The sequence below is a fragment of the Coxiella-like endosymbiont of Rhipicephalus sanguineus genome, from assembly GCF_018687865.1.
In genome coordinates, this window is record NZ_NIQB01000098.1 from 1 (window position 1) to 14,039 (window position 14,039).

Here is a 14,039-nt window from a genome sequence, read left to right on the forward strand (position 1 = left end):
GATCTTTCCAAAAACCTCGATGATAAGCATCGCTTGTTAATAACGGCAATACGGACGTAGCTTCTGCATAAACCATTTGCTCATAGGACGTATCTACTTTGCCCCAGGAACAAGCTTCTTTAAGGGTCGAACTGGAACACGCTCCATCGCGCACATCTGCTACAGTTATTTGAATAACATATTTATGCATATCCACCGACTTTCCAATAACTTCTGCGCAAACTACCGTGTCTTGAACAAAATTTTTTGGAACCCCACCCCCGATCATTAATAATCCAGTTGTCCCTGCTTGAATTTTAATTTCTGTTAACTCACGAAAATCCCGGATGGAATCGATAGTTAAATGCTTAGCAGGATTTTTTACTTGATGGAGTACCAATCCAAAACCTGCTGAAGAGTCAGTAAAAGCAGGACAAAAGATCGGTACATCATTTTCATAGGCCAGCTGGACTAACGAATCTTCTTTTTTGGCCTTTCCTTCCTGCAAAAAAGCACCCACAGCCTGAATAAATTCACGCGAGCTATAAGGACGAGGCTCAAGTCTATTAGCAATTTCAAAAATGGCATGATCACATCGTTGCAAATCTTCTTCATCGATATAGGTATCGTAAATTCGATCAATATATAAATCACGTAATTGTCGATCATCCACTGCCGGCGTACCTTGATAATGGCGAAAACCTAAGGCTTCAAAAAATCCATATCCACGATACTAGCGCCGGTTGCCACAATGGCGTCCACCATATTGTATTTCACTAAATCGGCATATAATTTCATGCAACCGCCAGCCGAAGTTGACCCAGCGATAGTCAAAACAATACTGCATTCCTTGTCTTGAAGCATTCGGTTAAAAATCTGCGTTGCTCTGGCAAGATCTCGAGAGGTAAATGACATTCGATCCATCGCATCAACAATCGGACGGGCGTCAAAACGGGTAATATCAATATGTTCAACTGTTTGTTGCAATAATTCTTTTTTCAAAGAAGAGGTCGGCAAGGTTTGATTTTTCATCAATGATTTCCTCACGGGTTAATAAAAATTAAGCAGCAATGACTTCAAGGGGTTCTTGCGTGATGTAGTCGTCCGAATACATCGTCATGAGAGGATCATCCGAAATCAAAACAACGCCCTCTTTTTGCTTGAATCCGTTGAATTTAGTAGACAAAGTTCGACCATAAGCGCCCATCTGGCCGATTTCGATATAATCACCCTCTTGAATATCGTTAGGAAGATAGAAAGGACCCTTCATGTAATCCAAAGAATCACAAGTTGGACCGTAAAAACTAAAGGGTAAAAGATCTCTGTCCGTAGGACGGTTTGAGCGCAACAAGTGCACTGGAAAAATAAAATGGGGAATACCAGCGTCAAAAAGACTTCCGTAAGTGCCATCATTGATGTAAAGCATATCGTCTTTTCGCAGCTCGACATTCACCACTACAGAGGTGCTTTCTGCTACTATTGAACGACCTGGTTCGCAAAGCAATTCCAAATGAGGTCGGTTGTGGGCTATTTTCGCAAATTCTGTATGAATCGCCTCGAAATAAATATACAACGCTGGCGGAATCATGCCCGGATAAATGGAGGGAACCCCCCCACCTACGTTAAAATATTCAATTTCTACGCCTGCTTCATTAATTACCTTATCAGCATTCGAATGGCGATTCGGTAGGCATCAGGGTGCATACATTGCGAACCCACATGAAACGTGACACCCAGCTTGCAAGCCACTTTCCGTATGGTTTTTAGTAACTCAGGGGCTTCGTGTAGATTAATGCCAAATTTTTCTGCCAAATTGAATTCAGCAAACGCATTTGGAATAGCAAGCCGTAAATGTAAGCAAAGGTCTTTGGCATTTTCAGTACAACGCAAAATTTTATTCAACTCGTCTAAGCAATCAAGAGAAAAATGACGAACACCGTAATTAAAATAAGCTTCTCGAATCGCGTAAGGCGATTTCACTGGATGCATGAAATAAAGTTCAGCCGAGGGAACATATTCTTTGATGGTGCAAATTTCTTCATAGGAAGCCACATCGAACGCAGTTACACCGTGGGAATGTATCAATTGGATAACATGTTTTTCAGGGTTCGTTTTTACCGCGTATAAGATTCGTCCTTTAAATTGGGTGCGAAAGTAATTAACTGCGCGCCCTAGGGCAGCGGGCCTAAAAGCAAAAACAGGCTGTATCGGCCTGCTTTCAGCGATGGAAGCAATGGTCTGAAGTTTCATTTCTGCATATAAAACCTATTCTAACGGTTACCCCAATATTTTCCGCTATCAATATATCAGATTAACCGGAATGTCAAATAAAATATCTCTTTCTCAACAATTCTCGACTAACGTCTCAGTTCTATGATTTACAGCAATAAAAGCGCTAGAGGGCGAGGATGGATCACAGAGAGATCACTTCACAAAAGCCGTGCGAACGGCGTGAAACTTACCACTTGTGTCTTCTAATCCTGATTGGTATGTTTATTCTTTTATTCAGAAAGAAAGCTATGACTTTTAATCTAAGTCCACTCATCGTTTGTGATATTATCGTTCGTGCTCGAGAATTTCATGCTAAAGAGGGGGTCGTGATTCCGGAAAATGTCAACAAGCTGAGTGGAGAAGATTTCATGCAAATCCTTTCTGATCATCAAAACGATCTCACTTAGCTCGAACTCAAAGAGAGTATTAATAATTTAGAGCCCAATCAACAAATGAAATTGGTCGCTTTAATGTATTTAGGGTGCAGTGACTTTAGCGAATGAAAAGAAAGCCGTGCAGAAACTCAAAGTGGTTGGACAACGCATACGGCTAAATATTTGCTCTCTAAACCTCTAGTATTGGATTATCCGGATATGGGACTTGTATATAATGGGCTATTTATTGTTGTAAAGAATGAACTGACAGACCATGACAATGGCAATATTAAAGCACTCCATTGGTGCATTGTCTTTACCACGGGTATTGGTTTTTTTACGGATGCTTACGATCTTTTTATTATTGGTGTCGTTACCACCATTCTAATGCCGTTATGGCATTTGACAATTTCGCAGTTGGCTTTATTAAATCGTTCAGCTTTAGCGGCATGGGGGCAGTAGGGGGCTATTATAAACAATGAAATTTGATATGTTAGCTGGTTTTAAAGGGTATTTTTTATTGACCCATACGCTCCCAGCGATAACTTTAAAAACCGAAATCAAGACCGGGAACACAAGCGGATGTTAAATTTGAATAAAAATCGTTAAGTTAAGTGGAGAAATATCTCCTGAGCTAGCTCTGGAAATAAGAACTGGGCACCCACTAAGCAATAAGGTAATCAGTAAGATTAAGCAGCTATAAAAAGATTGTTAACTATTCCATGCATTATCCGGGAACTAAGCTATGTTTCTCTTCATTCTCAGCTACATATTCTACCGAAGGATCGATTTCATCCGTTATACCTGTAGAGTCTCCCTAACCCATTCGTGATCAAAAATGCTTTTGCACACAATTACATCTATCTGTATTTGATCTCCATCAACAAAAGCGAGGAAAGTTTTCTAAACTAGAGATTTCTACCCTATTATTTTCAATTTACATGAAATTCTTTTTAACACGCTTCATCCTGCCGTCACCTATTTTTAACTTGCCAAAAATAGGTGACGGCAGGATGAAGCGTGTCAGATAAGTAATCAGTTTCAGATTGTTTTTTAATATTTTCCCACCCACTTTTCAATAATAATTCCTCCAATTGCTATTCCACCCGAATACCCGATCATTTAAAATAGCTATTGGAAAGATTAAAATTACAATTCATAATTTTCATTTTACGAAATTGAATTAAATCTTTCATCGCATCAAGATCTCCTTTTCTGGGAGACCATCTTCGCATGACCTGCCTCGAATTTTTAATTCAGTTATGCAGAAGTTCTATATAACCTCGATTTCGTCTGAAAGACGCTTGACGATATTTCAGGATGAATAAAAATCGGTTTAACAAGGAAGTACGACCAACTTTACCAAAATTGCGTATCGGCATTCAAGGTAAGGTATCACCTTTGATTGTCTTAATTTAGATCGATGGGTGGAGCAGTGTAAAGCTCGAAATGTACGTTCCATAACTAGCAGAAGCTAATTTATGGGACGAAAACGAACTTCAGGACTCTTTAAAAAACGTAGTATTCGACAAATAGACAAGTAAATCTTCGAACACCGTATTCGTGAAAGTACGGGAACTTGTGATTTGCTTAAAACAGAATTTATTTTATCTAAACGTATTGATTATCTTCAACAAAGCATCGTATTTGGAACCCGTCGTAATCACACTTTCCGTAAAGCTGCCGAACGTTATTTAAAGAAAAAACAATCCAAAACTTCTCTAAAAAGAAGATAAACGATGGATTAAAGTGTTAGATCCTTACATTGGTGAGCTCACTCTTGAAACAATCCACCATGGATCTTTACAACCTTTTATTGGTGCTCGTCAGCAAGAAGGTGTGAAAAATCATACCATTAATGCCGCGCTTTACAAACTGTCGGACAAATGCTTAATTTGGCGACCAGTGAGTGGATGGATAAAAATGGTTTAACGTGGCTGGCAGCTGCTCCCAAAATTCGATTACTTAAAGAAAACGATAAGCGCGAACCTTACCCATTAAATTTGGTGGAACAAGATCGGCTATTTACCGCATTGCCATTGCATTTACAGGGAATGGCATTGTTTAAAGTAAATACCGGTTGTTGTGAACAGGAAGTATATCGATTACGTTGGGAATGGGATTACCCAACTGCGGTGCATGACCTCAAGCATACATTTGGAAGACGGCTACGTGCAGCCGGAGTTATGTTAGAAGATCGACAAGATCTTTTAGGTCACAAGTCGGATCGAATTACAACGCATTACTCTATCGCTGAAATTAAAAATTTCATTGAAACAGCGAATAAAGCATATCACAATCAAACCAGAACACTGACATTAACCCTGCTACACTATCAACCTAAAATCCGCACCATTTTCCCTCCCGAAATGCTGAAATATTTCAGATAATGAAATAAGCTATTGATTTCAAATGGGCCGTCACGGGTTCGAACCGTGGACCCGCTGATTAAGAGTCAGCTGCTCTACCAACTGAGCTAACGGCCCAAATTTTACTATAAAATCAAAAGGCCAAAAATACCACGTTGCCGTTCTGCGTCCTCGGGCTTTCTGTGCGTAATTTTGGGAACTCAACCATAACACCACCGTTATTAACGTCAAGGTTGACTACTTTAATTTTACTCAACAAATCGACCACATCGATTAATTCTTAATCTACTAAGGAATAAGGGAAGCCTATCCATGATAAAATGATCATGTTTTTTGCTAAAGCGAAAGCCCCTTTTTAAAATTTTAATCATTTACTTACCCTTATGAATTGAGGAAAAATGAAAGAAAACAAACTCAGCAGTAGTTTTCAATACTAATTTAATTATCTAAAGTGAAAACTTCCAATCCAGCTTGCCGTCATCCGCATCATGAGACAACTGCTTCAAACATACCTTAAAAAGAAGTGAATTCGTCAAACGGATATTGCAAAAAAAGATTAAGATCCCATACCTATGTATCCAAATACAAACGCGCTGAAATTCAATAGTCCAAGTATTTAGCTCGATTATCTTATAGCAATTTTGCCCGTTCGAAAACGATTATCTACGCATGAGTCACCTATTCCATAATAAAAGGATCATAATAGAGTATAATCCATCAATGCTTTTTTGTGCTTGTACGTATCCTTGCTCTCCATAAAGATCATGTTTTTCGATTACTGACAAATGCAATGGTAATAAGATATTTAACAATGCTTTTCTCTTTTCAAGTATTGATGCATTTTTACTAATGAGCCCTATCATCCCATCAATACTTCTTAAGAAATCATCGGCAGTCATGGCCACTGCTATATCTGTAATTAAATCTTGAGCTTCCTTCAGCGTGAGTTGTTTAGTCGTATATATGTCAAACGCTTTTTTCAAAAAAAATAATTCCATTTTTCGACACTTCTTTCAATTTAATTGATTTGTAAGCTTTTGTCAGCTTGTCGTTCTATGAGAACTTTATTGAAAGCGGATATGCCCGATTGATCATCACTAAAGCCTAATTTCTTTGCCGCTTTGATTTATGCTGGCAAGATAATAACTAAGAAAATTTGAAATTTGCTAATTAATGAATCATCAGAAGCTTTTATTGCTTCAAGCTTGTTCTCCTGATCCTTAGATCCTTAAGTGCAGAAAAAATCTCTTTTACATCTTGCTTAAGTTACTTTGTTGTTATACTAGTGTTCTCCATCCTACTATCCATGTGTCCATATCCGTGTCTGTATCGTCATATCAGATTTCTTATTCATGAAGTACAACCTTTCATTCTCTTACCGCGGAAAGGTTTGTTTCCATGATCTTTCACTAGGTTGCTGTTCCGCAGCTGATTTGTTATCCTAACAAAGTTTTCATTATTCAAAATATATACTGTGTTGTATCATACAATTCCATAATTATATGGCCTCCTTAGAACGAAACCAGAAACAAAATCTGCCATTCTAAATTATAAGATATCATTGACCCAAAGCCATAAATTCGTGATAAAATACAGTATCATCAATATCAACCAATTAATCTGTTGAAGAAAATAGTAATGATCAAAAAGGTCGCCTTTATAATGTATCGGGCTAAAGACCTGAATCGAGCTCAAAATTTCTATGAGAATAAACTCCACTTAAAACCAACAAAAATATGGCTTGAAGTGCCTGGGTTAGGTTAAATACGATCTTTTCGAAGGAAGTTGTTTTTTATAACCAACTTAGCTCAAGATGTTTCTCCTAATGAGTGGAGAACAGTTTTATTTCAGTAAATAAAAGATTTTTTCAATTGAGCTAACTCTAGAACTGAATTTCTAAATTGAGTTATGCTTATTAAAAAGCCATTCTCAAAATTTCCTCGTTCTTTCTGAAAGAGAATAGCTAATATTTATAAAAAAGTTCTCACCTATAAAAAATAATAAAAAATTTATGAAGCGCGGAGAAAAAACAAAGTACTAATAAAAAAAGAGAAAATTTAAAAAGTTTAGAATTTTGATAATGAGTCGATATTAATAATTAATTAATAGAGATTAAGTATAATAAAGTTAAATTATTTTGATATTTCTACCAAAAATTTCTGGCTTTCAAAGCGAGATTACTAAATTCTAGAAAAATAATTTAGAAATATCCAACAAAAACACAAATCTAAGCCAATTTTATTTCTAAAGAATTTTTTCTGAAAGCTAAATATCAAAACTAAAAAAAGAAATAAAATACTTTGCATGAAAGCATATAAAAGATAATTTGTGTAGAGATCCAATACCTTAAATACTGCGATTGTCACATTCCTCAAATTAGTCCTACTTTCTGATACATCCTTCTAATACAGAATAACTAATAACAAAGGTAAGTAAATTAATAAATGACTTAAGAGATAAAGTTTTATTAAATAACGCCTATAGTTGATTAACCTAAAAATTACGACAACACTGATAGTAATGGTAATTGTGAAGATAGGCTTTATTAACTTGCAAAGAAGTAATAGGAGGCCAAGGACAATACTCTTTTTCTTAGTATAAAAGTTAGATTTAACAATCTGACAATAGAAAATAAAGAATAAAAGCAGAAATAGTGTGAGTAGAATTTTAGTAGAGTCAATTAAGTTGTTAAGGGTTCCTATCCCCACATGTGTTTTAAGGCTTACCATAGGCAAATAAAGGGCGCTGCTGATGCTAATTATTAAATCCATAGCTAATAAGATGATATAAGACAACTGAGGTATATTGTTTTCCTCAAATTTCAATTTGATAAATTTAATAATGATAATTCGGTTTTATCCTGAAGAAAGAATTCAAAAAACTAAGTAAAGAAAGCAGTAAATGAATAGAAAATAGACTGAACGTCATTCCATAGGTATTTTATTTAGTATTTAAAGTAGTATTAAACTTATATGGATATAACTCAAAATTAGATCATTATAACTACTGTAAGAAGATTTTGTCATTAATCCTTAATTTAGGAATATTAGATAATATAGATATAAAAAATTATTAGATAATATACCTTAGAAATTATTGGTATTTATTCTTCGTACTATTCTTTGAAATTTCTTTCCTTAGAAGAAATCGAATTTATTAAGTCAAGAGATAATATCAAGAAATATTCATTCCTTTCAATAATTTTAAGTTACAAGGAATGTTTCTCTAAAGATTAAAAATAATTGGGTCTTCTGTAATTGCAGTGAAAGCTATCGATATACTTAAACTAATTTTTTCTTTTAATACTAACGTAGAAAAAAAATTCGTTGCCGCATAGTTAATTCTAAGAATCAATGAGAAGTATTTTAAACGAAAAAGATGCATTAACAGCGTTGAAGAGATCACCACAAGAATAAAAGCGCTATATCCTAAAAAACTTATAAATTTAAAAGAATATTTTATTCTGATTTTTATCCTTCTTAGTAAGATTTAACAAAACGAAAATTAGTAAAAAAATTCTAATGCTAATTATTATTAGCATTTCATTCAAATAAAATTAGCATTTCATTCAAATAAAAATATTAAGCCTGAAAATGTAATTAAAGTTCTGACTAAATTACTCAACATTATATGTTCTTGAAAAGAATATGACTTGCTACTAATAAAAGTATTGGAATAATAGCGTTAAAAGATAGATTTTTTTGAAAAAGATTCAAGTTTTAATACATATTGTTAGACAAACACTCTTAACGCTAAAATTATAATGGTAAATAGAGTAAAATAATTCAGCAATACAATTATGAAGTTATTAAAATTCAAAGAAGAAAATTTCATCAAGCAAAAGATAGCTACCTGAAAAAATATTTAAAAAAACAATCAAAAAATTTCTTATTTTTTTGTTATAGAGAATATTATTTATTATAAAATTCTTTATATATTCAATTAATAACAGATAGACATCTTTCTAAAAATTAATTATAATAAAAAAATCTCATTTAAAGTTTTTTTACTACGATAATCTGAATTCTTCCTATAGGAAAAGTTAATCCTAAGCTGATTAGTTTCGATTCGATCGTTAAGATCCCTCGAACTAATACATTCATCATAAAGGAGAGCAAAAGTTCTGCATGTTCTTTCTTGGAGTATTTTAAAATAATTCAAAATCCATTATCTTTGAGTTTTTATTGTAACTCTTGTCGCTTGTACTGGCGAACATGACAAGCAGATCCATCAGTGTGACTCCCATAAGCCAGGGTGCTGTGGAACGGTAAGCAATAAACTACGTTTCGATTTTAACACTTTGTACATTTATTTTATGATCTCTCTATAATTTTTAATATTCTCAAGGACATTAAAAACACAAATCACATCGAACTTTTAATGGAAGAAAATTTTAACTACCCATTCATTTTATATAAAGTTACACAATCGTCTAATCGCTTTTGAGCAAAAGATAAAGATTCTAGATAGATATGAGCCCCATTTAAATTATGGACTTAAAAAAGATTGTTCCATCTTTCTTAAGGCAAAACCCATGCCGTAACTCGATTTTAATAATGATTTAGAATTGGAAAATATTTTTTAATAAATTTTATAATTATTTTTTAGCTTGGAACCAAAATTTTTTCTTCAAGCTAAAAAGCCGTTTTAAAGTAGATCGATCGAAGTAATACTTACCTTGTTCCATCAACCTTTTAGAGAAACTAAAAAAAGGATAATTACTTTCATTATCTGAGGGTATATAGCTACATTTTTCACATATCTAACTCAAGGAATCCTAATTATATCCATAATTGATACAAGACTTCATTAATACTCCCATCTTAGGGATCACTCATAGCCGTAGTATCGTAAAATACTAAAAATGAGTTTCTTTACCATTAACAGAGTCAGTTCATTTAACTGATCAATTTTTATTCTTGAAAAACTAGGTCTATTTATATAGAATGTCTTAATAATCTATATTGGAATACTAAGAAAGCAATTTGTCTATTAAGTCTAATGAATCGCTCTCAATAGAACTGTATAAAGAGAGTTCACAATGGTCCTCTATTCCATTATTGTTCCCGTTTTTAATAGCGATGTATTCTTACAAGAGCTAGTCGTTCTTATAGAAACAACATTTTCAAAATTAAAAATTTCTACTTACGAAATTATCATAGTTTACGATTTTTCTCTAAATCCATCCACATCGCAGATACTTTGCGAATTAATCAAAAATCATTCGTAACTTAAAATACTAAAATTAAAACGTAATTTTGATCGAGAAGGTTCCGTGCTCACAGGTATGACTCTGTCGTGGGGTGAGTTCGTATTTATTATGGATGATAACTTATAACATTCTCCTTATGATTTTAATAAACTGTTAGAAAAGAAAGAATACGATGTAGTGATAGCTGCTTTCTCTAAAAAAATCATCAACTTTTCAAGTGCGTTACTACCTGTATGAAAGACTGATTTAATTACAAAGTAGCTTGAAAATCGAAAGTGTTCAGATAGGTCCTTTTCTGATGATGAGGCGAAAAATTGTAGATGTCATTTTAGCTTAAAGAGTAGAAAATCTCTTATTATTATAGTTAATTTTTCCGTTACGAAAGATATAGTTAATATAGATGTAACCAACCACTATCGAAAATATGATTAAATTAATTATTTTATAAAAAAATTGTTCTCTATTTTCTTTAACTTAATTTTGAATAACTGTTCATTTATAATGTGTCAATTGACTAGACTCAGCTTTATTTTTTTATGGCAAGTTTTCTTTTTGCTCTATATATTTATATCTAAAAATTATTTTCTCACTCATCAGTTCCTGGCTGAGTATTGTTAATGACAGTCTTATCATTACAAGATAGAATTTTTATTTTAGCACTTAGCGTTATTGACGAATACTTAATTTAATTAATCAATGTAACAGAAAGGAAAAAACTATTTTCAATAAAAACATTAATGCAATTTTTATAAGAAACCACAATAAAAAATTTTAATTCCGAGAAAGAAAAAATATTAAACTATATTATTTAAATTTAAAACCATTTTTTGAAATAATTTCTTTTTAACTTAACCCTGTCTTTATCAACATTACGAGTAGCTACTCTTCTAGCAGCATATTTAATCCAACCATATTTAATTAAATTTTTATCTTGAACAACCTTAATATCGTAAATAGGGAATTCTCTTTCATCATAATATCCAGAATTTGCTATATAAGCTATATTTCTTAATGGCTTACTCAACGGCTGTTTTATTATATTTATCTTTTGAGAATATACCTTTCATGAGAAGACTTTTTAGGGGCTTATTCTTTTTCATTAGATATCCAATATACAAATCAATAATTGGAATAATCTTATCAGGAAGTTTGAGCTTTTCTATAAGAATATCCATATGATTTCTCACAGTTCCTATCATACAAATTTCATAGTCCAAAGATTCTGTTGTTGTCGCTGCAGCTTGTAAAGCTAAGGCAGCATCAATAACATCCATCAAATTTGATTAAAGAAATTGAGATTGATAATAAAAATAACTAGCCTCTTTCGTAACATAATCCATTTTATATAAGTGAACACAAAATATTTTAAAAAGACTTGAATCCTTAATAAATTTTTTCTTGCCATAGTCTTGAATAATTTATCCCAAAGCTTTTCATCTTCAACTAAAATTATTGAACAGGTTTGTAAGTTAAAACTTGAAGAGCTCATCTGTGTATCCTCAATTATTGACGCTTGATTCTTAAAAGAGATACCTTCATTAGGAAAGAAACTTCTTATAGAAGATCGCTCTTTCATCTATTTATAAAATTTATCTATTTCCATAATTTAAATTTCTCTCTATTCATAAATATTAAGATATAACAAATCGTTTTTATGAGAATCATAAATATGAAAATGGCTATCAAAATATTTCAAATAATTCAAATACGTCCATTTAGAGTTTTCGCAAACAAGAAAATAACCAATTCTCGAAGTTGATGATCGTGCTTCATTGATTTCATCCTCTACTTTTATTCAAATTCTCCCTATCCCTTATTAAGGAGAATCAATTTTTATAATTACACTAAAACTGGCTAGTAGAAAATTTATACTACCATAATTAAAACTCTTTTAATCTTATTTTCTTAAAAATTGTTCTTCTTAGAAATAACTAAAGAAAAAATAGAATCAGTGACCTGTTGGGATATCACCCTAATACTATTTTTTAATTTTCGCTTTTATAGTAATAATAGAGGGGTATTTTTGTTTCTTACACAACCTAAAAAATAATATCGTCATTAAAGTAAGTGGTCATTAAGTATAATGTCATATACCACACCCTCTTTCACCCAACAATTTTCTGTAATCTCCTATCCTGGATAATATTTCTTAATAATTATTTTTTTGAGATCGACTATAGGAAATAGGAAATAGGAAATAGGAAATAGGATCTTCAATACATCTTTTTTTATATCTTCAACGTCAGTTTCTTTAGAAAATACATGAATACCTTTTTATCCCTGACTATTTACAGGTTTAATAACTAAAGAAAACTTCAATGAACTGAAATTTAAAAAGTCTGTTTTATCCAGAATAAAATAACGAGGCGTTGCACATCATTCTGTAATAATTTTTTTATCTATCGTGTGTTCGTGCAAATCAGTTCTTTTTTAGAACTAATAGGATATAATAGGATAAAATAGTTTTAGTTTTTCAGAAATTTTAGCACAGGTATATACGGTATATACTAGTTGATCAGTACCATTGCTTAAAACATGACTAGTCTAGATTTCTCTTTCATAATTATAACAGTCGTCTAAAAAAATGTACTTATATTTTTATTTCTATTAACAAGACGATATCCACGACAATTTTCATTGTAATCAGCTAAAAATATCTTATAACCTATTGTCTTTGGCCAATTCAATCAAAGGGACTTTCTGCTCACTGCTATCTAAAATAAGGATATTTTGAGATTAAACATTCATACTATGAAACTCTATTTGCGAAAGCTTATTTAAAAAAAATCTTCTCAATCTACAAGCTGAGGATTTCTTTTTTTAGATCATACTTTCATCTATGTTCATCAATTTTGTTATGCAATAGTTATGCTTATTCGTTTTTTCAAATAGCTACTTTTTAAAGTGTTGCGTTTTAGTTTAAAAACCATCAATCATTCTAGCTACACTTTCTATTGTTGCATTTCTTTCTCCTTGTCTCAAAGCAACAATTTGATAAGGATCTGTCACTAGCTTGAATTTTTTGGCGTGATCACGCAAGTAACTCAAATTGGCTGCTGCCTCATTCAAAATCTCCAAAGTTATGTAATCCGAGCCATTATTTATCAACTGTCTGATAGCTTTACCTACTATGCGATGTGCCATTACATAATTTAGATGATCTCGATGTATCAACATTTCTACTAAATCAGCGCTATTAGAAAATCCATTTAGTGCTTTTTAACATCAAGCTGTGAGATTATTTCTGAAACCAAGTCAATTCCCTCAATAATCAAATCAATTGAGCGAGGCAATTCTCCGTAAGCAAATATACGATTATCGGGCTGCCCAGAACAGTCCTTCCCTAATTGAAGCTAAGCCTGATGAACGTCCAATGATAAGGCCTTTTAAACCTTTAAAATAAGATAATCTATACGAATTCTTTTTCTCCAGCATAATGATCCTAGTTCTACAATGTGCATCATCTAATTCGATAAAGCCGATATCAACTATTGACCAAATTTGGATCTCTTCTATAAGCCTATTAATATTAATAGAAATTGCTACGAGATTAGAATAATTCTCTAATGGAATGTCGACATACCACATGGCATCCCTGGCGTGCTGTATTAAGCCATCAAATTCTAGTAAATCTGCTAAACTTTTCTAATTAATTTTAAGATGAGAACCATTAACACAACTACAACCAGTAAAGCTATGATTTAAGCAGTTAAAGTATTTTTTTCAAATGTTCAAAGTCTCTCAATAGAGAAGATTTAAATGTCAAAAGATAATGTACGAAGGTAGTAGGTTGAGCATATTGTAAGTAAGTAAGTAAGTAAGTAAGTAAGTAAG

Annotated in this window: 9 protein-coding genes, 1 tRNA gene and 4 pseudogenes; 6 read left to right on the forward strand and 8 right to left on the reverse strand. The window is 32.6% G+C overall.

From position 1 onward, the window contains the following. A pseudogene (locus tag B1F79_RS05930) lies at positions 1-1,011 on the reverse strand (1,9-bis(guanidino)-5-aza-nonane synthase); the annotation flags it as partial. Positions 1,012-1,039: 28 nt separating this feature from the next. Beyond that, positions 1,040-2,229 (reverse strand): annotated as a pseudogene (locus B1F79_RS05935) (type III PLP-dependent enzyme). 158 nt (positions 2,230-2,387) lie between these two features. Between B1F79_RS05935 and B1F79_RS05940 the strand changes: the two are divergent. The 6 genes and pseudogenes from B1F79_RS05940 (at position 2,388) to B1F79_RS05965 (ending at position 5,014) form a co-directional block, all read left to right on the forward strand. After that, positions 2,388-2,657 carry a hypothetical protein gene (locus B1F79_RS05940; protein WP_251366372.1) on the forward strand — a complete coding sequence of 90 codons (270 nt, stop codon included), beginning with the start codon at positions 2,388-2,390 and terminating at the stop codon, positions 2,655-2,657. A 15-nt stretch (positions 2,658-2,672) separates the two neighbouring features. Further along, positions 2,673-2,753 (forward strand): annotated as a pseudogene (locus B1F79_RS05945) (DUF3775 domain-containing protein); the annotation flags it as partial. 90 nt (positions 2,754-2,843) lie between these two features. Continuing rightward, positions 2,844-3,074, forward strand: a pseudogene (locus B1F79_RS05950) (hypothetical protein); the annotation flags it as partial. Between the two features lie 1,136 nt (positions 3,075-4,210). After that, positions 4,211-4,360 (forward strand): hypothetical protein, encoded by a 150-nt coding sequence (locus B1F79_RS05955; protein WP_251366374.1) that lies wholly within the window; start codon positions 4,211-4,213, stop codon positions 4,358-4,360. A 13-nt stretch (positions 4,361-4,373) separates the two neighbouring features. After that, positions 4,374-4,556 carry a hypothetical protein gene (locus B1F79_RS05960; RefSeq protein WP_251366375.1) on the forward strand — a complete coding sequence of 61 codons (183 nt, stop codon included), beginning with the start codon at positions 4,374-4,376 and terminating at the stop codon, positions 4,554-4,556. Further along, complete coding sequence (locus B1F79_RS05965; RefSeq protein WP_251366376.1) at positions 4,511-5,014, forward strand: hypothetical protein; 504 nt, start codon at positions 4,511-4,513, stop codon at positions 5,012-5,014. Before B1F79_RS05960 ends, B1F79_RS05965 begins: the two co-directional genes overlap by 46 nt. Before the next feature lie 23 nt (positions 5,015-5,037). On the opposite strand, the gene B1F79_RS05970 is transcribed toward B1F79_RS05965, so the two are convergent. The 6 genes from B1F79_RS05970 to B1F79_RS05990 all read right to left on the reverse strand — a co-directional run bounded on the left by B1F79_RS05970 (position 5,038) and on the right by B1F79_RS05990 (position 13,382). Further along, a tRNA-Lys gene (locus B1F79_RS05970) sits at positions 5,038-5,110 on the reverse strand. A gap of 557 nt (positions 5,111-5,667) precedes the next feature. Further along, the gene (locus B1F79_RS05975) at positions 5,668-5,991 is read right to left on the reverse strand and encodes a hypothetical protein (protein WP_251366377.1); all 324 of its coding nucleotides are present in this window, start codon (positions 5,989-5,991) and stop codon (positions 5,668-5,670) included. A 5,028-nt stretch (positions 5,992-11,019) separates the two neighbouring features. Then, positions 11,020-11,229 (reverse strand): hypothetical protein, encoded by a 210-nt coding sequence (locus B1F79_RS05980; protein WP_251366378.1) that lies wholly within the window; start codon positions 11,227-11,229, stop codon positions 11,020-11,022. Next, positions 11,222-11,479, reverse strand: coding sequence for a hypothetical protein (locus B1F79_RS05985; RefSeq protein ID WP_251366379.1), 258 nt, complete (start codon positions 11,477-11,479; stop codon positions 11,222-11,224). The genes B1F79_RS05980 and B1F79_RS05985 overlap by 8 nt, the downstream gene beginning before the upstream one ends. Beyond that, entirely contained in the window at positions 11,479-11,781 is a 303-nt protein-coding gene (locus B1F79_RS07150) for a nitroreductase family protein (RefSeq protein ID WP_372443168.1), read from the reverse strand. The genes B1F79_RS05985 and B1F79_RS07150 overlap by 1 nt, the downstream gene beginning before the upstream one ends. Positions 11,782-13,124: 1,343 nt before the next feature. Further along, a complete protein-coding gene (locus tag B1F79_RS05990) occupies positions 13,125-13,382 on the reverse strand; it encodes a hypothetical protein (protein WP_251366380.1) in 258 nt (85 codons plus the stop codon). Between the last annotated feature and the right edge of the window lie 657 nt (positions 13,383-14,039).

Coding starts and splice junctions, on each gene's coding strand:
- B1F79_RS05940 (WP_251366372.1), top strand. CDS start 2,388: ATGGATCACAGAGAGATCACTTCACAAAAGCCGTGCGAACGGCGTGAA.
- B1F79_RS05965 (WP_251366376.1), top strand. CDS start 4,511: ATGCTTAATTTGGCGACCAGTGAGTGGATGGATAAAAATGGTTTAACG.
- B1F79_RS05975 (WP_251366377.1), bottom strand. CDS start 5,991: ATGGAATTATTTTTTTTGAAAAAAGCGTTTGACATATATACGACTAAA.
- B1F79_RS05985 (WP_251366379.1), bottom strand. CDS start 11,479: ATGGATGTTATTGATGCTGCCTTAGCTTTACAAGCTGCAGCGACAACA.
- B1F79_RS07150 (WP_372443168.1), bottom strand. CDS start 11,781: ATGAAAGAGCGATCTTCTATAAGAAGTTTCTTTCCTAATGAAGGTATC.
- B1F79_RS05990 (WP_251366380.1), bottom strand. CDS start 13,382: ATGTTGATACATCGAGATCATCTAAATTATGTAATGGCACATCGCATA.